Origin of the sequence: Streptomyces sp. NPDC093801 (genome assembly GCF_040701585.1) — a bacterium.
Lineage (GTDB): Bacteria > Actinomycetota > Actinomycetes > Streptomycetales > Streptomycetaceae > Streptomyces.
On record NZ_JBFBDP010000064.1, the window covers coordinates 1 to 24,063 of the forward strand.

Here is a 24,063-nt window from a genome sequence, read left to right on the forward strand (position 1 = left end):
CATGGATACCCACTCGACCAGAGCATGAGGCAGGTCGAGTGCGGCAGGATGGGGAACCAACAGGGCTCCTGTGCCGATGGGTTGAGACTTCGAACACCTCCCTCAACGGCGCGGGAGCCTTGTGCGTTGCGGTCCTCATCCCGACTCGGCCTGGGTCACTCGATCAGTGGGCACCCTGAAAGGGCTCACTGACCTGGGACCGCGGCAAGGAACTTTCGGCACACGCCCAGTTCACGATCGAGACCAGCATCCCGGTCTACTTCGCCGACCCGCACAGCCCCTGGCAGCGCGGCACCAACGAGAACACGAACGGCCTGCTGCGCCAGTACTTCCCGAAGGGAACCGACCTTTCTCGATGGGCGGCTGAGGATGTCGAGGCGGTCGCTGCCACGCTCAACAGTCGGCCCAGGAAGAGCCTCGGTTGGAAGACACCCGCCGAAGCCCTCAACGACCATCTACTATCGATGAAATAAGCCGGTGTTGCATCCACTGGTTGAACCTGGTCAATACAACGCGGCCGCCTTCACCGACGTCTGCCGCCGGCACGGCACCCGCCGCAGCATGGGCCGGGTCGGCTCGAGCTACGACAACGCCCTCGCCGAGTCGTTCTTCCAGGGCCTCAAGCGCGAATTGCTCCACGGACGCCCTGGACCTCAAAGGCACATACCCGACTCGAGCTGTTCCGCTGGCTCTCCTACTACAACCAGCGCCGCCGCCACTCAGCACTCGGCTACCGCACACCAGCCGAGTTCGAACAACAACTGATCACGTCACGTACGCTGTCACTCATCGCATGAAACCCGGTGTCCACTCCCCGGGATCAACCTCAGTTGACATCCTCTACCCCGTCGGCGACCACCACAGCCTCCAGGCATGCGCCCTCAAGGACACCGACGACTACTGGATCGTCTTCGATTCCGGAACGGACGACTCACTGAGCCTTTTTTCAACCTCAGGTCGGGGAGTGGTGAAGGACGAGAGTGGGTCTTCACGAGGCCGTTCCCGATGGTCCGTACCAGAGGTGGATCCTTCGTCTGTTCGTTCAGGAAGCCCGGATCGCCCGATCGATCTCCGCGCCGGTGCGAGCCACGACGACGGGCCACTCGTCCCTGAGAGCGGCAGGCAGAAGGTCGCGGTCCTCGTCTAGCTGAATCATGGTTGGTCCTCCCGGGACGACGAGCACGGCATCCAGCCGGCGCAGCAGGACGGCCAGGAGGTCCATGATTCCGTCGCCTCCGAAGTGGTTGAAGGTGATGCTGTCCGGGCTGGAGAAGAACACACCCGCCTCCTCTCTTTCCGCCGTACGGACCTGCAGGAAGTTCGTCTGGGGGTCCCGTGCCACCACATAGGGGTCGAGGACCTCGTGCGCAGCACTCATGTCCAACGGCGTCGGCTCACCGTTCTCGAACCGGCACACGAAGATGTCGAAGCTCATGGAGCCTTTTCTATCCTCAGGTCGAGGCATGGTGAAGGAGGACAACTGCCAACGTCAGTCTGTGCAGTTCAGGTGCAGGGTGAGGATGGCAAGGACGAGCCTGGTGCTGCGATTGGTGCTGCAGCGGAGTCTGCGTAGCAGGCGCCAGGTCTTCAGGGTTGCCATGGCCTGCTCGCCCAGGGCCCGGATGCGTGCGTGTGCGATGTTGACGGCTTGCTGACCTGCGGACAGTCGCTCCCACCGGCCGCGGAAGGGCACTCGGACGGTGCCGTCGGCGCCCTGGTAGCCCTTGTCTGCCCAGCAGGCCAGGCCGACGTCGGTAAGGGCATCGATGATGCCGTGGCTGCGGGCCGCCTTGATGTCGTGGACGGCACCGGGCAGAGCGGGCGAGGCCCACAGCAGGCGGCCGAACGGGTCGGCGAGGACCTGCACATTCATGCCGTGCTTCTTGTGCTTCCCGGAATAGAACGGGCGGGCGGCGGCGATCCGGTCGATCGCCAGCAGCGTCCCGTCCAGGATCACGAACGCCTTGCGGGACGCGGTCTTGACCGCACTCGCCAGGTCCGGGGCGAGCGCGGCCAGGACCTCGACGGCCTCGGCGATGTATCGGTAGGCGGTGGTGGTGCCTACGCCAAAGCCGGCCGCAAGCTGGGCATAGGTGTGCCCGCACCGCAGGTGGGCCAGGGCCAACAGGACCTGGCGGCCCGTGGTCAGCCGCCGCCAGCGGGTGCCACGCTCGAGGCGATGGGCACGCAGCCGGGCGGACAGGAAGCGCAGAGCGGAACTCGACAGGTCGATCCCCGACGGGTAGACAAGCATGTGAAGCCTCTGGTGGAGACGGTTCTCTTGGTCGAAAACCCATCTACCAGGGACTTCACTGCGCTGTCAGCCCAACTGGCCATCACGGACACCAGGTTGGAAAACGCTCAGTGCCTGTTGCCGGAGACGGTACCGTCAAACGCCCGAACGGCCCCACCGGAAAAAATCCGATGGGGCCGCCGTGCGGGTCATTCACCTAGTTCTTGCAAGGCCAAATATCTGGAATAGATCTCAGCCAGAGCCATCGGGGATTCGCGAACAGTAGCAAATTCCGAAAGTAGAGAAAAAAGGCGATCAACAGCTCGGCGTTCCTGCGATGAGCTCAACCCGTCGGCAGTTCGAACTTCTCCACACGGGAATTCCATCTGCAGAACCAGGGAGCTCCAGCCGAGGCTCGTCGCATGGCCAAGCTTCACCACCAGCCATTCATTGAACCCCCTCAAGATGCCGCCACTGTTACCGAGATCGAAGCCGATCAGGAATGTCGCCATCGAGCGATACGAGCCGTCCAAGCCGAAGCGTTCGGGCCTGGCCTGCACTCTTGCAAGGAGGTCACCGGAGATCATGGGCACACCTTGACCTAGAAGCCGAAGTTGATGTCGTCACCGTACTCCCACATTCCCTTGTACTCATCGATTGTTACCCCACCTCTTGGGGTGAAGGCATCATAGACGCGACCATCCTTCACTACCGCGTAGTGATGTGTCCACGACTGGGGCTGCCCTTGGTAGGGGCCAAAGTTGGGGAACGGCGACGGCTCAAACCTGTGAATATCGCCCCCTCCAAGGCTGTCGCGAATCTTCTCGGCACACTCTCTGCAGTCGCCGGGCCCGTTGGTGATCTTCGACTTATTCCGCGGGAGTCCTGGAACGTTATGCTCACCGCAATCCGAATTGTGAACGAGCACCGGAGTCCCGCCCGCCAGTACATAGTACGTGTGATAGGCGACCCCTTCCCGACTGCGTTTTCGCAGGTGAGCGGCAATCTACCGGTACGCCGAGGTGCGTGGAAGTGCGTTGCTGTCCGGCCCTGTTGCCGTCAGCGTTGCCGTCAGAGGTCTACACCACTGGGGGTTGTGGTGGGTGGCGGTGAAAGGGCGGTGGAGCGGGCTTTGGCCGGTGTCCTGCCCGGGTTGGGGTCGGGCATGGTCAGGGGGCCGTAAGCTTGCCCGCGATCTCGGGCAGGCTTTGGGCCTGCCCGCAATTGGCCCGAGTGGCCCCCTGGCCTTGTCCGACGCGGGCCCCGGCCCGGGTAGGTGGGTAGAGCACGCTTCGCCGCCCGCCCCGCGCCCGAGCACCGAGCCCCGCCATGGTGCGTCAGTGCTGGGCCACCCTGCCGACGGCGAGCCCGTCGGCCCTCCCGGTCAGCACCAACCCGGAGACGCGGCTCGGATGCTGGCTGATCCCGCCTTCCCTGGCTGGCCCCATCGTTGGCCTGCTGCCAGGCCGCCACCGGGCCCTGCCCGGCCCTTTCTCCGCTTTTGCGCGCGCAGGTGGCCGGGCCGTCGCGCGGTGGGGCGTAGACAGGAAGCGCGGGGCGGCTCGGCCTGCGGGCGCGCGCGGCCCGCGCAAGCGGGCCGCCTTGAACCCGTAAGGAAAGTTTCGACGCACTCCACCACCGGGGCCGCGCCTTGCTGAACTGTTGAACCGGCCTGCCCACCACCGCTGTTCACTGGACTGGCTGTGTCCGCGCTGGACTGTGGCACAGCCGATGGCCGAGAGGCCCTCTCCCTACGCCCCGACGCGGCAGCCTTGTGCGAGGACGGAGCCGGGCTGAGCTATCGGGCGCTCACTTCGCTGGCCACGATGATTCGGCCGCCGGCCTTCCTCACGGAGCGGCTGACTCGGGCCTTCTCGTCGGGCAGGACGGAGATCATCTCGCCGGTGGGGACGATGATGGTGTCGGCGTCGCCGTCGAGGAGCATCTGCAGGGCGTAGGTGAGTCCTCGGCGCTGGTCGGGTTCGGTGGCGCCTTCGTCGTCGTGGATGACGCCCGCGAGGTGCAGGCCCGACTCGCGGGCGATCCGCTCGCACATCGCCTGGCGGGTGACGACGGGCTCGTCCTTGGCGGTGCACAGGTAGACGACGGCGGTGGGCTTCGCGGGCTTGGTCATCTCTTCGTCCCATCTCAGTTCGGCTCGGCGCGGGACCGTTGGTGATGCTGTGTCGGTCCGTGCCGTTCGTGCGGTTACTGAGATCGTCGGGCGTCGCCGTCGGGTGGCCCAGGAACGTGCGGGGTCAGTTCGTCTGCCGCCCGATGTGGATCTGATACATGGTGTCTCTGCCGGGCTGGTCAGAGTTCGACGGCCAGGAAGTCGGCGAGTTCGACGAGCTGTGGGGACAGGCCGCGCTTGCGGCGGGTGACGAGGGTGGTGGCGATGTCGCGGGCGTATCGCTGGTAGCGCAGCCACTCGGGGGCGGCCTGCTTGATGCCCATCAGGATCTCGGTGGCCGGCGCGTGGTCGCGCTGCTCGGTGTGGGCGGCTGCGAGGTCGAGCAGGTGGCGGTTGCGGTTGTTGGAGGTGGAGCGGGCGGGGGCGGTGACCTGTCCGGAGAGCTGGAGGGCCTTGCCGTACTCGCGCAGGACCATGGCGTTCTCGACCTCCTTCATGGCCACCGTGTTGGGGCCGAAGGTCGTCCAGTACTCGTGGTAGTCGATCACGTCCCGGCCGACTAGGACGGCGGCGGCCTTGGCCTGCCGGATCATCTCGTCCGCCTCCGGGGTGCGGTTGTTGCGTACGGCCGCTGCCGATCCTCGCAGCAGCAGCCAGCCCCACGTGCCGAGGTGGCTGGCGGTGGAGTGCCGGAAGGACGGCTCGATGGCGTCCGCCGTGGCGACGGCCACGTCTTCGGCCTCGTCGAAGCGGCGTTGGCGAAGTAGCAGCCAGCACAGCGAGACCACCGCGGACGCCCCGAGGACCTGGTTGCCGCTGCGCTCGGCCAGGTCGATGGCCCGGTTCAGCGCCTGGTAGGCGAGATCGTCATGCCGAAGGTGGATCAGCGTGGAGCCCGCCAGCTGGTACGCCTGCGCCTGCACCTCCAGCGCCGCCAACCTGGCCTCGCCCTCTGCCAGTTCGGCGACCTGGGCGGCCTCGGTCAGCACGCTCGGCAGCGCTCCCAGCGTGGCCGCGTAGTCGTCACCCTGGTAGAGGCGGTTACCCTCGCGCACCGACGCGCGGACCCCGGTGATGGTCGGGGCGTCGTGAGCGTCATCAGCGTGGGCCACTCGGCCCAGGCCCCTGGCGGGTGTGATCACCCGACGGATCGCCAGAATCCCGGCCGGGTCGACCTCCGGGGCGACCGGGGCCTCAATCGGGCCGGTCTGCATCAGATCCGTCGTCTTCACGCCCAACGCCTGGGCGAGCTGACGCAAGGTGCCCATGCGGGCGCTCTCGCGGTCGTTGCGCTCCAACTTTCGGATGGTCGCCACCGACACCCCGGACGCCTCCGCCAGCTGCTCCTGCGTCATGCCTCGGCGTCGGCGCAACCGCCCGATCCGGTCCCCGATGCTCTCCGCCATGGCCACCCCCGCACCTGCGTCTTCGTTCCTCGCCAACGGTACGCCGCCCGCCAAGGCCCCCGTGTGAACAGCGGGCGACCGTAACCGACCGGGTGATCCTGCTCGTTGGGTTCAGCCGGTTTTCCGCGTCATGGTCTTCTTCGGCTTGGCGCCGGCCTCCAGGGCTTCGATGCGCTCGCGCATCTCCTCGATCTGCTCCAGCGCATCCTCCAGGACGTCGGCCAGGTGCTGGATGCGCTGGCGCGTCATCAGCTCCTCCGGAGACGGGCCGCTGTAGGTCTCCAGCGCGCCCGGGACCGCCGAGAGCTGGCCGACGGCCACGGCCTCCACGACCGCCATGCCGCCCGTCTCGGCGGGGACGCCGCGACGGATACGCGTGCCCTTGCCCTCGACCAGCAGAAGGACGAGCGCATGGTGTGCGGCCTGCTCGTCGATGCCGAGCATGTCGGCAACCTGCTCATCGGTGAGCTCAGTCCCCTCCTGGAGCGTCCCGTCTGCGATCTTCTTCGCCAGCTGCTCGTAGGCGAGGCGGGACGCCATCGTCGGGTCGTCCGCACTCTGCACGAAGACATCCGACGTGCCGCCGGACTCGTCGCGGGCGAGCCACCGCTCGTCGAGGAGTTTGCGGATTGCCGCGTCCACCGCCGTTACGGGTGCTCCGTACTGCTCGGCGAGGCTTTCGCTTGCGGGCAGTTTGGTCCCGGGGGCGAGGTCGCCAGCGCGGATCTGGCGCTCTAGGTCTGCGCTGATCGTCTGGTAGGCGCGCTCCAGGTCCACGGTCTGGCTGACGAAGGTGCCCTTGCCGGGTTTCGAGACCGCCCAACCCTGCTCCCGCAGCAGGGCCATGGCTTTCTGCACGGTCAGGCTCGACGCCTTGTAGGTCTTCATGAGCTGGCTCTGTGAGGGCAGCAGCTGTCCGGGCCGCAGGGCGTTGTCCCTGATCTGCTGCTTCAGGTCGTCGGCGATGCGCTCGAAGGTCAGGCGAAGGCCATCGGGCTGGGACACCAGTCCCCCTCTGTCGGGTGTGCGGGTTGAAGGCGGAACGGTGCCAACCGCATCCGCCGGTCACCAGGGTAGTCAGCCATGGATGGGGTGGAAACCGCCCGGATAGGGATGGACTTGGATGGGGTCGGATGGAGCGTGCTAATGTTCCGGCACGTGATCGCACCAGCGGCCACAGAAACCCCATCCGTTCCGGGAGGAACACATGCGCAACATCCCCGTCGACACCACCGCCGCCACCGCGATGCTCGGCGTCGTCCGCGACAAGGTGAAGGACTTCCAGACCGGCGAGATCGCCCTCGACAAGGAGACCGGCGCGAAGCTGCTCGTTGCGGACGTGATGTTCGTCCTCGACGGCCGCGCCGAGATGATCTCCGTCACCGTCCCGGAGACCGGTCTCGCCAAGGGCACCAAGCCCGGCGCTCTCGTCGCCTTCACCGGCCTCGTCGCCACCCCGTGGGAGAACAACTTCAACGGCCAGGCCCGCCACGGCATCGCGTTCCGCGCTGCCGCCATCACCGGGAAGGCGGCCTGACGATGCAGACGACCACTCCGTACATATCGCCCGACACCCTGCTCTGGCTGCTCGTCCCGGCCACGGCCCTGCTGCTGGGGCGGATGCTCTTCGTCTCGGTGCGCTGGTTGCGGGCCGACGCCGAGACCCGGATCAGCCTCGGCCAGGCCCGCCGCATCCGAAGCACCTGGAAGCGCCTCGCGCCGATGGCCGAACTCGCCGTCAAGGACTCCACCCCGACCGGCCTGGAGCACCTGAACACCGACGGAAAGCCGATCAAGCCGAAGATCCGCATCCCCCGGATCACCACCAAGGCCGACGAGTTCGGCGTCACCGTCACCGCCACCACCCTGCCGCGCGTCGGCCTCGAAGCCTGGCAGGACGCCGCCGACGACCTGCGCAACGGCTGGGGCATGACCCGAGTCAAGATCACCCAGCCCAAGCCCGGCCAGATCACCGCACGCGGGTTCCGCCGCGAACCACTCGACACCCTGATGCCCTCGTCGCTGTTCCGAGCCGACGGCTCACTCGCCGTCGAACCCGGCTCGCTCACCACCGCCGACGATGTCCTGTTCGGCTGGGACGAGGACGGGCAACGCATCCGCCTCAACCTCGCCAAGAGCGCCCACGGCCTCATCGCCGGGGTCACCCGGTCGGGCAAGTCGATCACCGTCAACACGCTCCTCGCCTACGCGTCCCTGATGCGGGACGTGCGGCTGCTCGTGATCGACCCCAACCTCGCGGCAGCCGCCCCTTGGTGGCGCACGGCCCACAAGGTCTCCGCCTCCGTGCATCCGGACGAGGCGTCAGACGTCCTCGCCTGGGTCCGGGAGGAGATGGACCGCCGAGAGAAGCTGTTCTGGTCCGCCAGGACCGACCGGATCACCGCGTTCAGCGAGGAGCTGCCGCTCCTGGTGGTGGTGATCGACGAGGTCGCCAACTACACCCGCCACTCCGACCGCAAGGCCCGCGAACGGTTCGAGGCCCAGTTGCTGGCCATCGCCAGCCAGGGCGCCAAGTTCGGCGTCCGGTTGTGGCTGATCACGCAGAAGCCCTCCGCCGACGTGCTGTCCACGGCGATGCGGACCAACCTCTCGGCCCGTATCTGTCACCGGGTCGACACCGTCGAGGACTTCCTCCACCTGTTCCCCGACGGCCGGGAGCTGGAGGTCAGCGCCGCCGACCGTGAGATGCCGCAGGGCGTCTCCATCGCCTCCATCGGCGACATGCGCACCCCCGTGCGAATGCGCTCGGTCTACCTGTCCACCGAGGCGTGCTGGCAGATCAGCGACGCCATCTGCCACGCCGGACTCCAGGTCCGTGACCTGCCCACCCGCACCGAGTTCGTGAAGGCCGCCTGATGCGCGCCGCTCTCCGTCTCCGCTCCAGATCCCGGCGGGCCTCCGCCGACCGCAGACCCCATCCCGGCAGGGGCGTGACCTCCATCCTCCGCCCCTGCCGGGGCCCTCCCCTCCACTACCTCCGGCGCCGCACGCCCGCGCCGTGGCGCAGAAGGGTCATGCCCTCATGACGTTCCCCACCCCCGACGCCCCGACCGCTCCTCCCCTGTCTTCGCAGGATGTGGCCTCGCTCGGCTCCCTCGGCAAGCTCCCCAGCCTGGTCCGCCAGCTCACCACACTCGGAGGGTGCTCCCGCCCGGTCCGCCTCGACGGCCACCGGACCGAGGTCGACACCGCCACCGGCCTGATCCTCCGCCACCTCGACTCCACCGAGATGCCCGCCGGCTGCCTGCTCGTCCGCTGCGGCAACCGCCGTGCCACCCGCTGCCCGTCCTGCGCCGAGGTCTACCGCCAGGACACCTACCAGCTCATCACCGCCGGCCTGCGCGGCGGCAAGACCGTCCCGGAAACCGTCGGCCGCCACCCTCGCGTCTTCGCGACCTTCACCGCGCCGTCCTTCGGCCCGGTCCACAACCGGCTCACCGGCAGCTCGAACGCCGCCCGCCGCTGCCGCTGCGGCCAGACCCACGCCGACGACGACCCGCTCCTCGGCTCCCCGCTCGCCCCTGACCGCTACGACTACCAGGGTGCGGTGCTCTGGAACGCCCACGCCCCGGCCCTGTGGTCGCGCTTCATGCTCAACCTGCGACGGGAGGTCGCCCGCCTCGCCGGAGTGGCCCAGCGCAAGCTGTCCTCGGCCGTCAAGGTGTCGTACGCCAAGGTCGCCGAGTACCAGCGACGCGGCCTCGTTCACTTCCACGCCGTCATCCGCCTCGACGGACCGGAAGGCAACACGTCCCTCCCACCCACCTGGGCCACCGTCGACCTGCTGACCGACGCAATACGCGCTGCCGCTGCCCGGACTGCCGTCGTCGGGCCGGAACTCAGCGGCGAGACAACCACCTTCGCGTTCGGCAGCCAACTCGACATACGGCCGATCCGGACCGCCGACTTCGACAACGGTGGCCAGATCACCGAACGGGCGGTCGCCGCGTACATCGCCAAGTACGCGACCAAGGGAGCCGAAGGAGCCGCCGGAACCCTCGACCGGCGCCTCCGGCTGATCGGCGAACTCGCTCAGTGGGACATCCCCGTCCACGCCGAGAAGATGATCCGCACCGCCTGGGATCTCGGTGCACGCCCCGAGCTCGCCGGCCTCAAGCTGCGGGCCTGGGCACACATGCTCGGCTTCCGGGGCCACTTCTCCACCAAGACCCGCACATACTCCACCACTCTTGCCGAGCTCCGGCAGGCACGCGCCGACTGGCAGCGCGCACAGGCCGCACCCCCGGCAACCGGACCCGACCAGACCTCGACGCTTGTCCTCTCCCACTGGGCGTTCTCCGGCATCGGCCTCACCCCCGAACTCGCCCGGCTCGCCGCCGCTGTTGCTCCGCCCGTCAAGCAGACGGAGGTGGCCTCCGGTGCGTGACGACGAACTCCTCACCGTCCCCGAGGTCATGGCCCGGCTCAAGATCAGCCGCTCCACCATCTACGACCTCATCCGCACCCGCCGCCTCGCCTCCGTCACCATCGGCCGCGCCCGACGCATCCCCGCCCGGACCCTCACCGACTACATCCACCACCTCGAAGAGGCAGCCTGATGACCACGCCACGCCCCACCACCCGCAAGACCCGCGCCAACGGCGACGGCACCATCTACCAGCGCAAGGATGGCCGCTGGGAAGCCGCCGGCTATGTCCTCGCACCCGGCAACACCCGCAAGCGCGTCCGCGTCTACGGCAACACCCGCGCCGAAGCCACCGCCAAACTCACCGAGAAGATCGCCACCAGCAACCGCGGTGTCCCCGCACCCTCCGCGCAGGGCACCGTCGGCGCCTACCTGACGTACTGGCTGGAGACCGTCGCCGTCCACCGCCTCCGCGAGAACACCCACACCCGCTACACCGCCTGCGTGCGGCTCTACCTGATACCCGGCCTCGGGCGGAAGAAGCTCGCCAAACTCACCGCCAAGGACGTCCGTACCTGGCTCGACCAGCTCCGCACCCGCTGCCAGTGCTGCGCACGCGGCCTCGACAAGCAGCAGCGCTGCTGCGCGGTCGGCACGTGCTGCGGCAAGCGGCTGTCCGCGCTGACCCTCGCCTACGTCCACTCCGTGCTCAAGTCCGCGCTGGAGCACGCCGTCCGAGAGGAGGAGATCCCCCGCAACGTCGCCCGGAACGTCCGCATGGGCACACCCCGACCCCGCCGCTTCGAGCCGCTGACCGCAGCGGAGGCGCGACAGTTCCTCGCCGCCACACGCGGGCACCGCCTGCACGCGCTGTTCGAGCTCGCCCTGCACACCGGCCTGCGCAAGGGCGAACTCCTCGGCCTGCGCTGGGAGGACCTCGACCTGGCCAGCGGCACCGCCAGCATCCGCCGCACTCTCCAGCGCACCAACACCGGCGGCCTGACCGCCCTTCCGACGAAGACCCACAGCTCCGAGCGGCGCATTGCGCTGCCCACCCCGTGCCTGCGCTCACTCACATTGCACCGCGATAAGCAGCGCCAGGAACGCGAAGCGGCGGGCGACGCCTGGCAGAACAGCGGCTACGTCTTCACCCGGCCCGACGGTGCCCCGATCGAAGGAGCCACGCTCACCCGGCACTTCACCGCCCTGCTTCGTCGGGCCGGGCTACGTCGTATCCGGTTCCATGACCTCCGACACTCGGCAGCGACCCTGCTCCTGGAGCAGGGCGTCGAACTCGTCGTAATCAAGGAACTCCTCGGCCACGCCCACATCGGCGTCACCGCCACGGTGTACGCCCACGTCCGACTCCGCCTCCAGCGACAAGCCATCGACACCCTCAGCAACGCCCTTCGCCACCCCGCTGACGCCACGGCCGAGCCCAACGATGGCGACGATCCGCCGCTTTGTGCAGTACCCGTCCGCTGACGTTGCCGTCAACCGTTGCCGTCAAGACACCCAGAAGCCCCGCTGATGATCTTCAGCGGGGCTTCTGCCGTTGGCGATCTACTACGGGCCGAAATTACAGCTCGGAGCCTGAGATGATTCTCCGGACAACCGGATTCTCATCCAATTCTGGGATCTCTTCAACCAGCTGCGAGTGCGCCGATTGAAGAAACCCCGAGATCTTCTCCAGTAGCTCTCCACGAGCCACCGACGCCTGCCCCGGCTTTTTCGATGAGCTCACCGAGATGCTGTCGCCAGCCTGGCGAAGGCTAATGACCTCCTCGCTCTCCGTGAAGCCGAATGCAGCATCCTCCCCACGGGAGATCCGCTCGGCCACACCACGAAGAGACAGCGCCAGATCCACGAGCGTCACAAATCTCCTCTTCGAAATGATCTCCACGTCGTCCACGACCATCTCGACGTTGACCCCGAAGTACTTGTAGCGAAGGTCAATCTCCGCAATGCCCGCAGGATCGCCCTGCTTGGCCCCATCCCAGGTCCTACGCCAGGGCGAGGCAGACTCCGGAAGGGAGAAGGAAAGATCAATCATGTTTTCTCCTCGCGGGAACTTCACTCGCCTAGTACGGGAAGGCAGTCACGACTTGCCCGTCATTCACAATCACGCGAATACTGGTCAGGTCTCCGCCTCCATTAGCCGAGCCGGCCTTGCCGACAGTGGTACCGAAGTCCCATTCGTAAATCTGACCAGGCCGGGGCGCGCCAGTGACAGGGTCCGGCGTATTCGGCTTCGGGGTTCCTCGATTGATGGTGTCAGCGATCCTCTGACGCACCACCTTTTCCTTCCCCGTGAAGATCCCCGCCTCGTCGTCAACCAACGCCCCACCAGGCCTGTGACGGTCCAGAATGTGCTGCCAGTCCCCGTTCTCAAGGGCCGTCTTCCCGCAAATTCCGGAATTGTGGACCAAGATCGGCGTGTTGCCAGCGAGTACATAGTACGTGTGGAGTCGGGCAACGGTCAGATTGTAGGTGCGCTGGTGGGCATCAAAGCGGCGACTGGCCGCCACTGTGGCCGACGCGTCTTGGTCGGTGCGGAGCGTCATTCCGGGGCGCAAGTCGGCGGCGTCCAGCCACGATGCCGTTGTGTCCGACCAGAACGGATGATGCACGGTGGAGACTATTGAGGAAGTTGCCCCATTCGATTCAAGTGTCAGTTCGACGTATTGCTTGTCTGTCTCCGTGACGATGGAGGCGACTACCGGCTGGGCGCTCGTTTCGCCAGTTTCGGGGTCTGTGGCAAGCACCTCGTCTCCATTTTCGAGGTCCTCGATCTGCTTGGTTTCGCCATTCGCTAGCTTTACCAGGGTGCCGGCAAGGAAACTATTGGCAGCCATTTCTGTAAGGCACTCGATGGCTCTTGTGTCGCCCTTCTTCAACCCTTGCTTGAGGATCTTGAAGCCGACCTTGGCTGCCTTTCCGATGCCTATCGACAGCAGGGTGATTCCCGCATCGATGGCTGCCTCTTCGGCAGCGTCCTTGCATGCTCCGCCGTCACCTTCAACAGCGCAGTCGTACGCACTGCGGAGTCCGACCAGTTCGAGGATGTCGGCATCTTCGGTAGTGCCCATCATCCCTATCTGGCCGGCGGTATCACAGAACGCGGCCTTGTCCTTGGTCATGGACGGCGGGGAGCACTGCATACGCGTCCACGTCTGAAGGTCCTCAGACCAGGTGTGATCGGAGCTGGCCCACTTGTGCTGGGCGATCAGTTCTTCGTGAGTGGGTACGTAGACGTTGTGTATGACGACGGACTTCCCGCTCTTCTTTACGACAGCGGGTGCTGCGGTGCGGGAGGGGCCGGCGGAAAACGAGGAGGCATTCCAATGGGTGCGGACGTACGTAGTGCCAGCGCTTTGCGGTCGTGCCGGGTTGTCCGGTAGGACGTACTGCTTGCCCGGTACAAACCCTCTGCAGCTCGCGTCCGGGTCGTGGCCGCTGCAGAGTCCGGACGGGTCGGTCTGGTTGATGGGGTTGCCGTTGGCGTATGTGTACCCGTTCATCTGCAGCGGATCCGCGATGTTGATGAGGGGATCCACTGAAATGAAGCGGCCCGTGGCGGGCTCGTATTCGCGGGCGCCGATGTGGGTCAGTCCCGTGTTGGTGTCGTCGACGCCGCTGCCGAGGAACCCTCGGTTGCCGGGCCAGTTGCCCGGCTGGGCGCCTCGGGGGTTGCCGTACGGGTCGGACTTGCGGCGGGTGATGTTTTGGCCTGCCGCGAGGTCGACGGTGGTAGTGGCGGTGCCGTGGTGGTCGGCGAGCTGGACGCTGAGCTGGTGGTTGGTTGCCTTTCCGCTGGTGCGGCGGACGGTGGTGGCGCCAGGGCCGGCGTAGTAGCGGACGGCGTCGAGGGCCTGGCCGGCCTTGTTGACGGTGATCTCGGCTTCGCCGAGGGAGAGTGTACGGGAGCTGCCGGTCTCCTCGATGAGTCGGTTCCCGAAGGCGTCGTAGATGTAGGTGGTCGTGTTGTCGAAGGTGAACTGCTGCGGACCGGTTGCGTTGCAGGACCACAACTGGAGGTCACTGCCGTCGTTGGCGTTGTTGGGGACGTCGACGCACTGGTTGGTGGCCGGGTTGTTCAGCGACTTGTCGCTCGCGCGGTAGACGAACTTCTGCTTGTCGCTGCCGTCACAGGTGGCCAGGACCAGCTTGGTCCCGCTGGTGGTCAGGCACTTGTCCAGCGCGCGGACGGTGTCGCCGGTCAGGCGCCACTGCTGGGCCTTGGATTCGTTGCAGGGGTAGATCTGCACTGGGGTGCCGTCGGCGGTATTGCCGGATTCGACGTCGATGCACTTGCCGGAGGCGCCGATGACGGAGACGGCTCCGATGCCGGGGCTGCTGGCGGAGGTCAGCTTGTTCCGGCGGTCCCAGTTCAGGGTCTGGGTGTCGCCGTCGATGCGCCGGCTCTTGGTGTTGCCGGATGCGTCGTAGGTGTAGTCGGTGAGCGAGGTGACCGTGGAGCCCGGGTTGCGGGTGGTCTTCTCGGCCTTTGCCAGGGCGTGGGGCTGGGTCTTCACTGGGGGCTGGGCGCCGCCGGCGATGGTGACGCCGTAGGTGTAGGTGGTCTCGTCGTCCAGTGCCGGGTTGGTGAGGTCGTGGTTGATCAGCTTGGTGCGGTTGCCGATGGTGTCGAACTGGTATTCCTGCCAGAAGCCGTCGCCGTCGGGACCCGCCGTGACGTCCGACAGGGTGGGGCCGGTGCAGGCCGCGGTCTTGCCGGTCCAGGCCTTGGAGAGCTGGCCCATCGGGTCGAAAGCGAAGCACTGGCGGTCCTCGCGGCCGCCGGGCTGGGAGTCGGTGATGGAGGTGATGTTGCCGACCGGGTCGTAGCCGTAGGAGACGTCGCTGATCCGGTTGGGTCCGGTTTCCCGGTCGCTGATCCGGTGGGTGACGTTCCCAGTGTTCGGGTTGTACTGCGTGGTGGTCCACACCCGGTTCGGGGCGTTGCCGGACGCGGTGCGCAGGACCTCGCCGAAGGGGCTGTACTTGACGTCGGCGGTGTACCAGGACAGGCCCGACACGCTCTGCGGCATGCCGTCGGCGTTGTAGCGGGTGACCAGCTTCTCCGCCGCCAGACCGCCCGGCGTGGCGGGGAGGGTGGTTGACTGGACCTTGCCCGTCGGGGTGTAGGTGGTGCTGTAGGTGTACGTGCCGGCCAGGCCCTTGGCCGCCGGGACGTCCGGAATTGTGATCTTCGATCCGGTCGGCCGGTACTCGGCGTCGTATCCGGTGACCTCGCTGCTGTAGGCGGCCCCGCCCTCGTAGCGGGTGGAGGCGACGGGCCGGCCCTTGGCACCGGGCAGGGAGTCGTACGTCCACGAGGCGACGAGCGGACCGTCGGCGGCGTTGTCGCGGAGCTCCGTCACACGGCCGAGAGCGTCGAGCACGCTGTACTGCGCGCGGCCGCTGGAATCCTTCGTCCAGATCTGCCGGTCGAGGTTGTCGAATCCGGCAGAGTTGGGACCGGCGTCCGGGTCAGTCGATCCGATCTGGCGGCCGCGGGCGTCGTACGCGTACGTCCAGTTGTTGCCTGCGGGATCCGTGACCTTGGAGAGCTTGCCGCGCACGTCGTATTCGTACGTGGTGTCCCTCCAGGTCATGGGGCTGGTGAGAGTGACGGCACGCTGAAGCAGCGTCGTCCGGCCGAACGCGTCGGTTGTGGTCTTGACGGTGCTGCTGCCGGGCAGCGGGGCTGGTACGGCGTCAGCGGACATCCCGGTGCGGGTGAGTGTCCAGTCGGCGGCGTACTCGTTGACGGTGGCAGTCGCGGGTATCGAGGGGTCGCCGTAGTTGGTGGTGGCGCGCAGGACTCGCCCGAGGCCGTCGTAGGCCGTGGCAGTCGAGTTCGGGACCTGGAAGTTCGATTCCGGGACGAAGACCTTTCCCTGAGGGTTGCCCTCCGCGTAGTAGCTGTTGTTGGTGCGTCGCACCGCCCCGTTGGCGTTGTAGAGGGTGTCGCCGACGATGCGGCCGCCTCCGAGGGCTTCCTTCTGGGTCTGGCGCGGGCGCAGGAGGCCGTCGTAGATGGCGACGGTGGACTCGTACATCCCGTTGTCCCGCAGGGCACTGCTGGTGACGACGGGGGCTTCGTGTTCGGAGATCTGGTAGGCGAACTTGTACGCGGCCTTGTCCTTGGCCGGGTCCTGGGACGCTGTCCAGACCTGGGTGACGCGCCCCAGGTTGTCGTATGTCCGGGTCAGCTTGCGGTTGTTGGCGTCCGCCACTTCGAGGGCACTGCCGCGGCCCGGGTCGACCTTGGACGTTCCCGTGTGGCCGAGGGGGTTCGTGGCGGTGGCGCTGAAGGCGGGGCCCGTTGGCGGACTGTAACTCGTCGTGGTGGCGTTGCCCGCTGCGTCGAGCGCCTTGGTGCGGCGACCGAGCGCGTCGTATTCGGTGCGGCTGGCGGTGATCCAGCCGGTGCCGGCCGCGTCGTTGGTGTCGACCTGGACGGGAAGGCCCTTGGTGGGCGCCGTCCCGAAGGCGTTCTGGGCGTCGTACGACGTGCGCGCGTCGGAGAAGACCACGCCGGTGGCCGTCTTGGTGCAGTCGCCCGCAGTCGTACGCACTCGCTGTGCGAGTCCGACGAGGTTCTTGTCGGTATTGTGGACGTAGGTGGTGACGGTGCAGCTGGACTCGGTCGTGTCCCAGCCCGCACCGTTTGAGGTGAGGGCCTCGACCTGGGTCGTTTCCAGGAGGCCATACGTGCTGCCGTAGGTGTTCCGGGACCGCACGACGCGGGTCTTGCCGCCGCTGATCGGTGTGATCGAGTCGGTGCGCAGCGTGCCGGAGCGGAACGCCTCCAGCGGTGTGGTTCCGTCCCGGGTCCGCGATGCGGTCTTCTGGCTCCACGGCCAAATCAGCTCACGGGAGGCGACGGGGCCGCCCGCCTGGAGGTACGTGATCGTCTCGGCTGCGATGCCTTGGAGCTGGGGCAGGTCCTCGCCGAGGTCCTCGGTGCCGGTGGAGTCCTTCATCGTGATCTTGGGACGGCCCGCGTCGCCGGACATGCCCCTGAAGAAGCGCGTGCGGGTCTGGGACTGTTCCGTGGCCTCGGGCTTGCCCGTGTTGGCGGTGACGCCCGTGTTCACGAGGACACTGGCATAGCCGCGCCATTGGTTGTAGGTGCGCATTTCGGGCTTGGAGAACTCGTCGTTGTCCTTGGCCCAGGCGGCGTCGCCCTCGTAGGTGTAGCTGGTGGTGACGTCGGGCTGCCGGGCCACCCGGTCCTTCTCGGTGACCTTGTCCACGACGTACTTGTTGAACCACGTCAGCGGCGGGTTCTCGAGATCGTCGTCAGGGGACCAGTGCACCGGGAAGCAGCGGGAGGTGTTCTCCTCCGGCTTCGGATGGGTGCCGCCTACCGGGCAGGGCGCGGAGTAGGAGACCACCATCTCGCCGCCGGTCTCGTTGCGGATGGTTTCCACACGGAGACGGTCGAAGTCGGGAGTAGCGTCGGCGGGCCCGGAAGCGATCCGATTCGGCATGTCCTGGACATTGGGGAGGAAGGAAACCGGAGGCAGCGAGGTGCTCTGCTGATTCCCTGCCGCGTCCTTCGTCGTCCCGTAGCCGGTGCGGGTGATGGACTCCAGCCACAGCGGCGGGTGCGTGTCCGTGCGCTGCCTCGGGAACGACTGCGCCAGGTTCCACCGGTCGACGAGCGACAGGTCCGTGGAACCCGGGGTGCGCTGCGCCTTGGTGGTGACGGAGGTCAGCCGCTTGCGCGTCCAGAAGGTCGGGGAGGAGACGTAGCAGTCCTTGGCGTCCGCCTTGCAGTTCAGCGTGGAGGGGGTGTCCCACCAGGGCTGCTTGGCACCGTAGTTGTTCCCCTCGAACTCAGCGTTCGAGCACTCAGTGGTGCCTTCCTTGATGCAGCGTTCGGCGACGGTGAACTCGACCTTCGCGGCCGGCGGGCCGGAGAGGTTGTCGTTGCGCAGACCGTAGCTGATCTGGGTGGGGTACCCCGCGCGGTCATAGGAGACCTTCGCCGCAGTCTTCTCGTTCTTGGCGTAGTAGTTGGTCTCCTTGGCCCAGTCGATGACCATGGCGTTGCCGTTGACGTCCTCGACGTAGTCCAGGTTCCAGCGCCATGCCTGAGTACAGGAGGAATCCGCGAAGGCGGCCTGGTGGCACGGCTCGCCCGGGTGGTTGCCGAAAACGGGGACGGTGAAGACCGAGTTGGTGACGGCCCTGTTGCCGGCCCCGTCCACATCGTGGCGGCCGAAGAAGTAGCGGGTTCCGTCGCGGGTGGTGACGAGCCAGTACTCGCCGTCCTTGGCTCCGTTGGCGACTGTGGCGTCCGTCTTCCGCTCGACGCGCGCGCCGTCGTCACTGGCGGGAATCCACTGTCCTGATGTGGCGTCGTGGACCAGTTCGGTCGTGTTCCCGCCGAGAGACATCACCACGCTGTCGCCGGCCCAGCACAGGTCGCTCTTCTTCTTGTCGGTGGCGTTGTCGTTGTTCGGGGCGCTCGGGGAGGCATTCCGGTCCTGGGAGCAGGAACGGTAGCGGCGCTCGATGAACCCGGGCTCGTAGCCCCAGCCGTCACCGATCCAGGACGCCTGGCCATTGGCCACGGACGTCTTGCCGTCGACCGACTGCGACGCGTACGAGAACGCGACCGTCGGAGCCGGCCCTGCGGGCGCGGGAGGCATCGTCAGCGGGTAGCCCCATGAGAAGCCGCCGCCGCTGCCGCCGGCACTCCAGCTTCCGGACGGGGCCAAGGGCGTCGCGGTGTACGTCCCGCCCGCGCCGGAGGCCCCGTCGGACGCTGCCAGGACCGTCGGTCCGCCACTGCCGCCGGCCATGGTTCGCATGCCCTGGCTGGGGGCGGTGGCGGGGTCGATGGTCGCGCGGACGGTGCCCGTGGCCGGGTCGTTGGTGCTCGGGACGTCCTTGGACACCGAGCACTCCGGGAGATCCGGGGTGGTCAGGAAGCACTCGGGGAGCTGCTTGAGCTTGAGGCGGGTGGCCCACTCGGTGCCGTAGAGGTCCTTGAACTTCTTGTAGTCCAGCTGGACGTCGACCGGGGTCGAGCCCTCTGCGGGCGGCGTCACCTTGATGAGTGCCCCGTCGACATTGGCCGCCTCGGTCTTGGTGCGCGTCTCGACCGACACCGACCAGGTACCGGAGGGCGTCGGCGGAGCCGGGTTCTCCGGAGTCGGCGATGCCTTGCCGATGCTCACCGGCAGAGCGCCCGCCTGCACCAGCTGCTCACCCGTCAGCGTGACGGGCTCGGTGCCACCGACCGGCGGCGCCACCTTGGACGGTTCGTATTCGGGCGGCGACTGGACGGGGGCGCCTGCCCAGCCCTCCAACTTGGCCGCCTCGACCTGGTCGAGCTTGGCCTTGATGTCCTGCTGAAGACCGGGCAGCTGTACGCCGCTGCGGTCTCCTGGCGATGCTGCCCAGACCTGGGCAGGAAGCATCGTCGCCACCAGCATCACGGACATGGTGATGCTGGTACGCCCGGCGAGGCGCGCGCGTTTCGCGCGCGCTCTTCTGTTTCCGGGCAGGCGGAAATTATGCGCCGAGAACGGCGACATGTGGACCCCCCACGCTCTGCCCACGGTGAAGACACACGTGTGGCAGGAAACTGATAAATGGTGCGCTGATTCTGTGGTCCAGCGCACAGGAAATCCATAGGAACGATCATGATGTGGGATTGATCACTTACCGCCCACGTACGTCGCGACGAAAGGGGTATTTCGGACCTAGTTCCGACATTCTTGCAGGTGACGATGTCTGTGGAATGCGTCATGCTCTGCTCGCACATTCCATGCGCGAACGTCCGGGTGGGGAGCCGGTATTCGCGATGCCCGGCTGCCGGGCCATTTTCGTTTGCGAGCACCCGGGGTTGCGGAATCGCGTGCCCGAGGGGGGAGAAGAACTAGCGTGTCCAGAATCGAACCCGGACCGGGAGATTCACCAAAGAGCCCTGAGAAAGGGCGAGTTGCCAAGGCTTCCTGGTATCGGCGACGCCGGGCGTGGGGTGGTCTCGCGGCCCTCCTCGCCGTGGCCGTCGCCATGCCCGTCGTCCTGAACAAGGACGAGACCCGTAAGCCGGTGCAGGCCAGGCCTGCGACGGCGAAGGGGCCGGTCGGCGCAACCGACGCCCGTCGCCTGGCTCGGGAGAGCGGCAAGGAGGTCGAGGTCACGGCCGAGGCGTCCGCGTACACCAGCACCTGGGCGCAGCCCGGCGGCACGTTCAAGCTGCGGGTGTCCAGCCTGGCGACCCGGGCCAAGGTCGGCAACGACTGGAAGCCGATCGACACCACCCTTCAGCGGGTGGACGGCGGCTTCGCGCCGAAGGCCGTCAACGGGAAGGTCGTCTTCAGCGCGGGCACCAAGGCGCCAGCAGCCGGTGACGGTAGCCGGGCATCACGCGGTGCTTCGCGTGTGGCCCTCGTCCAGCCTGCCGTTGCGAAGGCCGACACCCCTCAGCCCGTCTGGAGTGACCTCGTCCGTCTGAACCTCGACGGTCACGACCTGACCGTTGCCTGGCCGGGGCTGCTGCCCGAGCCCGTCATCTCCGGTCCCCGGGCCCTGTACGAGAACGTCCGCCCGGGAATCGACCTGGTACTGACCGCCCAGGACGGCGGCTACACCCATGTCCTGGTCGTGAAGGACAAGCAGGCCGCCGCCGACCCCCTCCTCGGACAGCTCAACTACCGCCTCTCCTCCCCAGATCTCACCTTCCACCTCGACGAGGCCTCCCGCGCCGTCAGCGCCCAGGACGCCCAGGGCGAGGAGATCGCGGGCTCGCCCACCCCCTTCATGTGGGACTCCGCTGGCAAGGTCGCCATCACCGAGGGCGAGCCCGTCCCGGCCCCGGCGCCCGAGGCCAAGGACCATCCCACGCTCGCCCTGCCCGGGCTGAACGGAGCCGAGGGCAACCACGCGAAGTCCGCCTCCGCCGCGCTGAGCGGGGAGAACGTCCTGACGGTCACCCCCAGCACGCAGTTGCTGAACGATGGCGACACGGTCTATCCGGTCTTCATCGACCCCTCCTTCAAGGGCCACAAGCAGAACTGGACCACCTTCTACAAGACCGAGGGCTCCTCCAGTTTCTGGAACGGGCAGAACTACAACAGTGGCAGCGGCACCCCCGAGGCCCGCGTCGGCTACGAGTCCACCTCAGGCGGCACCTCGCGCGCCGCGTTCATCTTCGACTTCGGCAGCCAGCTCTACGGCTCCCAGATCCGCACGGCGAACCTGCGGATGCTGCAGACCTACTCCTGGGGCTGCACCGCGCGAGCCTTCGACGTCTACCACACGCCGCTGATCACCAGCTCCAGCACGTGGAACAACACCGACAACGCCGGGTTCTGGGGCAACCGCATCGCCGGCGCGTCCACCGGCTACGGCTACAACAGCTCCTGCCCCGACGCGTGGGTGGGCATCGACATCAAGTCGAAGGTCGAGGAAGGCGCCCGCGGTGCCTGGCAGAACCTGACCCTGGGCCTGCGTTCCCCGAACGAGAGCGACGCGAACTTCTGGAAGAAGTTCCAGGCCAACGGTGAGAGCGCCCCCTACATCGAGGTCGAGTACAACAAGGCCCCCGACGAGCCCACCCAGGCCGGCATGGACACCGTCCCCGGCGGCGTGTGCGTGACGGACGCGCCGTTCAACAAGGTCGGCAAGTCCGACGTCATGTTCGAGGTCCAGGGCCACGACGGCGACGGCAACCTCAAGCAGATCCAGTTCAAGGTCTGGCGCACTGCCGACAACCAGGTTGTCTTCGACCAGTGGATCTGGCCCGACAGCTACGGCGTAGCCCGCACCACCATCCCCTGGGAGTCGTTCGCCGCGAACGCCTCCTACGCGTGGACGGCGACCGCCAGTGACTGGGACGGATCCTCCTCGGCGGCCGGGCCCGCGGGTACGGACAAGCCGTGCACGTTCACGATCGACCACACCCAGCCCACCGCCCCCACCATCCGCTCCGACGACTTCCCCGCCCCCGGCCCGGACGGCGCGGAGTGGAGCAAGAACACCCTCGGGCCGGGCAAGATCACCGTCATCGCGGGCGGTACGAATCCGGCGGACATCCGCGAGTTCCAGTGGTCGCTGAACCACCCCGTCTACGACCAGAAGACGGCCCCGGCCGCAGGCCAGGACACCGTCACGGTCGACGTGAACCCCGACAACGCCGGACCGAACCTGTTCTACGTCCGGATCGTCACCAAGTCCGGGAACGTCTCCAGCCCGTTCATCTACACCTTCTACGTCCGCCCCCGCCCCGGCCTCGACGGCGCCGGCGATGTCACCGGCGACGGCAAGGCGGATATCCTCGCCGTCGACGGAAAGGGCGACCTGCGCGTCTACCCCGCCGACGCCGTCGGTGACGTCGACGCGTGGATGCCCGCCGCCACCGACAACGGCAAGCCCGCACCCGCCGGCTACTTCAAGGACGCGCTGATCGCGCACTCCAGCGACTGGTACCCCGGCGACGGCATCACCGACCTCATCGCCCGCATGCCCGACGGCAGGCTCTACGTCTACCAGGGCGACGGCAACGGCCGCTTCGACATCAGCCGCCGCACCGAAATCCTCCTTCCCGCCGGCGCGCCCGACCCCGCCACGCTCTCCCAGATCGTGGCCGTCCAGGACGTCAACGGAGACGGCTTCGAGGACATCTTCGCCACGGCGGGGGACACCTTCTGGGCCCTGACCGGCTACAGCGGCGCCTCCATCACCGAAGCCCGCCAGCTTTCCGCCACCAGCTGGACCAAGCGCGACATCATCAACGTCCGCGACGTCACCGGCGATGGCGTCCCCGACCTCGTCTACCGCGACGACTCCACCCCCGACCGCGGCCTGGCCCTGCGCCGAGGCAAGCCCGGCACGAACGGCGGCGTCGACATCAACTCCATCGCCCTCGCCGTCAACTCCGCCGACGGCAAGGACCTCACCTACGGCACCACCGGATGGGACAGCACCACCTGGCCCCTCCTGCGAGGCACCCCCGACGTCAACGGAGACGGAATCCCCGACCTCTACCTCACCCGCAACGACGGCACCCTCCACCTCTACTACGGAGGCCGCACCGCCATCGCCAACGGCTGGCGCGTAGAGGAAGACGACTGGAACACCGCCCGCACCCTCGGATAACCCTCCGCAGGCAGCGCACACCCTGGCACTGAAACCACCAGGCCCCCACGTGGCGGGTCGGCGAACGGTGCCGCTGACCACTCGCCCTGCCGCGGCTGTGGCCCATGCGGGCGAGGGAGCGAGTCGCCGGTTTCCGGCGACTCGCTCCCATCCTGGCCCCTCCCTCACCCCCTCGCCCAGAACTCTCAGGCGAGACCGGGTTCGGCCGCAGGAGGCCCTGTCGACCGTTGACAGCGTGCGCAAACCGTTGTCGGCGCGCCGTTGCCCGGCAGGCAAGCCCTCGCATCCTGACGATCAACCACGACCACGACGACAAGAACGAAGGAAACCCGCCCATGAAGCAGATCCCCGACCTCGGAAAGAACACGCTCGACAAGCCCGACCCATGGGCCAGGTTCCGGGGGCTCACCTGGTGGCAGCTGGTGCTTTCGATCGCGCCGATCCTTCTGCTGCCGATCGGCGGAGCCATAGGCGGCGCACTCGGGGCAGCGGGCCTCTTCGCGAACCTCTCCCTCGCCCGCAAGCACTTCCGGACGCCGTTCAAGGCCCTGGCGATGCTGGGCGTGGCACTCGGCTCATACCTGGCATACATCCTCGTCGCAGGTCTCATCTACAACCTGGTCAAGGGCTGACCATTCTCCTGCGGCCGCAGCACTCCGCCGCCGGCCCCGCCCGCACTGAGCTTGATCTTTATCCTCGCTGCTGTTTCAGGCGGATGTGTTCGGTGAGGGTTTCGGCTCGTTTCACGGTCTTCCCGGGTTCGTGTCGTGGGGCT

Annotated in this window: 15 protein-coding genes and 2 pseudogenes; 9 read left to right on the plus strand and 8 right to left on the minus strand. The window is 67.3% G+C overall.

What is annotated here, in order from left to right; translation table 11 throughout:
* Positions 1-185: 185 nt before the first annotated feature.
* Positions 186-473 (plus strand): annotated as a pseudogene (locus AB0469_RS39550) (IS30 family transposase); the annotation flags it as partial.
* Positions 474-504: 31 nt separating this feature from the next.
* Positions 505-797: pseudogene (locus AB0469_RS39555) on the plus strand (integrase core domain-containing protein); the annotation flags it as partial.
* A gap of 245 nt (positions 798-1,042) precedes the next feature.
* Here AB0469_RS39555 and AB0469_RS39560 read toward each other — a convergent pair.
* From AB0469_RS39560 to AB0469_RS39585, 6 genes are all read right to left on the minus strand, one after another.
* Complete coding sequence (locus AB0469_RS39560; protein ID WP_366456450.1) at positions 1,043-1,435, minus strand: hypothetical protein; 393 nt, start codon at positions 1,433-1,435, stop codon at positions 1,043-1,045.
* Positions 1,436-1,489: 54 nt separating this feature from the next.
* Positions 1,490-2,254, minus strand: a complete 765-nt coding sequence (locus tag AB0469_RS39565) for a transposase family protein (RefSeq protein WP_366456451.1) — start codon at positions 2,252-2,254, stop codon at positions 1,490-1,492.
* A gap of 188 nt (positions 2,255-2,442) precedes the next feature.
* On the minus strand, positions 2,443-2,820 hold the full coding sequence (locus AB0469_RS39570) for a hypothetical protein (protein WP_366456452.1): 378 nt from the start codon (positions 2,818-2,820) through the stop codon (positions 2,443-2,445).
* A gap of 1,211 nt (positions 2,821-4,031) precedes the next feature.
* Entirely contained in the window at positions 4,032-4,367 is a 336-nt protein-coding gene (locus tag AB0469_RS39575) for a hypothetical protein (protein WP_366456453.1), read from the minus strand.
* 179 nt (positions 4,368-4,546) lie between these two features.
* Positions 4,547-5,773: a helix-turn-helix domain-containing protein gene (locus AB0469_RS39580; RefSeq protein ID WP_366456454.1), complete on the minus strand. Its 1,227-nt coding sequence runs from the start codon at positions 5,771-5,773 to the stop codon at positions 4,547-4,549.
* Positions 5,774-5,884: 111 nt separating this feature from the next.
* A complete protein-coding gene (locus tag AB0469_RS39585; RefSeq protein ID WP_366456455.1) occupies positions 5,885-6,778 on the minus strand; it encodes a GntR family transcriptional regulator in 894 nt (297 codons plus the stop codon).
* Between the two features lie 202 nt (positions 6,779-6,980).
* On the opposite strand from AB0469_RS39585, the gene AB0469_RS39590 reads away from it, so the two are divergent.
* The 5 genes from AB0469_RS39590 to AB0469_RS39610 all read left to right on the plus strand — a co-directional run bounded on the left by AB0469_RS39590 (position 6,981) and on the right by AB0469_RS39610 (position 11,645).
* A complete protein-coding gene (locus AB0469_RS39590) occupies positions 6,981-7,310 on the plus strand; it encodes a hypothetical protein (protein WP_366456456.1) in 330 nt (109 codons plus the stop codon).
* A 2-nt stretch (positions 7,311-7,312) separates the two neighbouring features.
* Positions 7,313-8,650, plus strand: a complete 1,338-nt coding sequence (locus AB0469_RS39595) for an FtsK/SpoIIIE domain-containing protein (RefSeq protein ID WP_366456458.1) — start codon at positions 7,313-7,315, stop codon at positions 8,648-8,650.
* A 166-nt stretch (positions 8,651-8,816) separates the two neighbouring features.
* Positions 8,817-10,181 (plus strand): replication initiator, encoded by a 1,365-nt coding sequence (locus AB0469_RS39600; protein ID WP_366456459.1) that lies wholly within the window; start codon positions 8,817-8,819, stop codon positions 10,179-10,181.
* The gene (locus AB0469_RS39605) at positions 10,174-10,353 is read left to right on the plus strand and encodes a helix-turn-helix domain-containing protein (RefSeq protein ID WP_366456460.1); all 180 of its coding nucleotides are present in this window, start codon (positions 10,174-10,176) and stop codon (positions 10,351-10,353) included. The genes AB0469_RS39600 and AB0469_RS39605 overlap by 8 nt, the downstream gene beginning before the upstream one ends.
* Positions 10,353-11,645: a tyrosine-type recombinase/integrase gene (locus AB0469_RS39610; RefSeq protein WP_366456461.1), complete on the plus strand. Its 1,293-nt coding sequence runs from the start codon at positions 10,353-10,355 to the stop codon at positions 11,643-11,645. Before AB0469_RS39605 ends, AB0469_RS39610 begins: the two co-directional genes overlap by 1 nt.
* Positions 11,646-11,739: 94 nt before the next feature.
* On the opposite strand, the gene AB0469_RS39615 is transcribed toward AB0469_RS39610, so the two are convergent.
* On the minus strand, positions 11,740-12,213 hold the full coding sequence (locus tag AB0469_RS39615) for a hypothetical protein (protein WP_366456462.1): 474 nt from the start codon (positions 12,211-12,213) through the stop codon (positions 11,740-11,742).
* Positions 12,214-12,241: 28 nt separating this feature from the next.
* Complete coding sequence (locus AB0469_RS39620) at positions 12,242-19,720, minus strand: ricin-type beta-trefoil lectin domain protein (protein ID WP_366456463.1); 7,479 nt, start codon at positions 19,718-19,720, stop codon at positions 12,242-12,244.
* 469 nt (positions 19,721-20,189) lie between these two features.
* Here AB0469_RS39620 and AB0469_RS39625 point away from each other — a divergent pair, with 469 nt between their 5' ends.
* On the plus strand, positions 20,190-23,288 hold the full coding sequence (locus tag AB0469_RS39625) for an FG-GAP-like repeat-containing protein (protein ID WP_366456464.1): 3,099 nt from the start codon (positions 20,190-20,192) through the stop codon (positions 23,286-23,288).
* Between the two features lie 335 nt (positions 23,289-23,623).
* The gene (locus AB0469_RS39630) at positions 23,624-23,920 is read left to right on the plus strand and encodes a hypothetical protein (RefSeq protein ID WP_366456465.1); all 297 of its coding nucleotides are present in this window, start codon (positions 23,624-23,626) and stop codon (positions 23,918-23,920) included.
* The last annotated feature ends 143 nt before the right edge of the window (positions 23,921-24,063 follow it).

Excerpts from the sequence above, each read along its gene's own strand:
- AB0469_RS39560 (WP_366456450.1), bottom strand. The coding sequence starts at position 1,435 with ATGAGCTTCGACATCTTCGTGTGCCGGTTCGAGAACGGTGAGCCGACG.
- AB0469_RS39565 (WP_366456451.1), bottom strand. The coding sequence starts at position 2,254 with ATGCTTGTCTACCCGTCGGGGATCGACCTGTCGAGTTCCGCTCTGCGC.
- AB0469_RS39570 (WP_366456452.1), bottom strand. The coding sequence starts at position 2,820 with ATGATCTCCGGTGACCTCCTTGCAAGAGTGCAGGCCAGGCCCGAACGC.
- AB0469_RS39575 (WP_366456453.1), bottom strand. The coding sequence starts at position 4,367 with ATGACCAAGCCCGCGAAGCCCACCGCCGTCGTCTACCTGTGCACCGCC.
- AB0469_RS39580 (WP_366456454.1), bottom strand. The coding sequence starts at position 5,773 with ATGGCGGAGAGCATCGGGGACCGGATCGGGCGGTTGCGCCGACGCCGA.
- AB0469_RS39590 (WP_366456456.1), top strand. The coding sequence starts at position 6,981 with ATGCGCAACATCCCCGTCGACACCACCGCCGCCACCGCGATGCTCGGC.
- AB0469_RS39595 (WP_366456458.1), top strand. The coding sequence starts at position 7,313 with ATGCAGACGACCACTCCGTACATATCGCCCGACACCCTGCTCTGGCTG.
- AB0469_RS39600 (WP_366456459.1), top strand. The coding sequence starts at position 8,817 with ATGACGTTCCCCACCCCCGACGCCCCGACCGCTCCTCCCCTGTCTTCG.
- AB0469_RS39610 (WP_366456461.1), top strand. The coding sequence starts at position 10,353 with ATGACCACGCCACGCCCCACCACCCGCAAGACCCGCGCCAACGGCGAC.
- AB0469_RS39615 (WP_366456462.1), bottom strand. The coding sequence starts at position 12,213 with ATGATTGATCTTTCCTTCTCCCTTCCGGAGTCTGCCTCGCCCTGGCGT.
- AB0469_RS39620 (WP_366456463.1), bottom strand. The coding sequence starts at position 19,720 with ATGTCGCCGTTCTCGGCGCATAATTTCCGCCTGCCCGGAAACAGAAGA.
- AB0469_RS39630 (WP_366456465.1), top strand. The coding sequence starts at position 23,624 with ATGAAGCAGATCCCCGACCTCGGAAAGAACACGCTCGACAAGCCCGAC.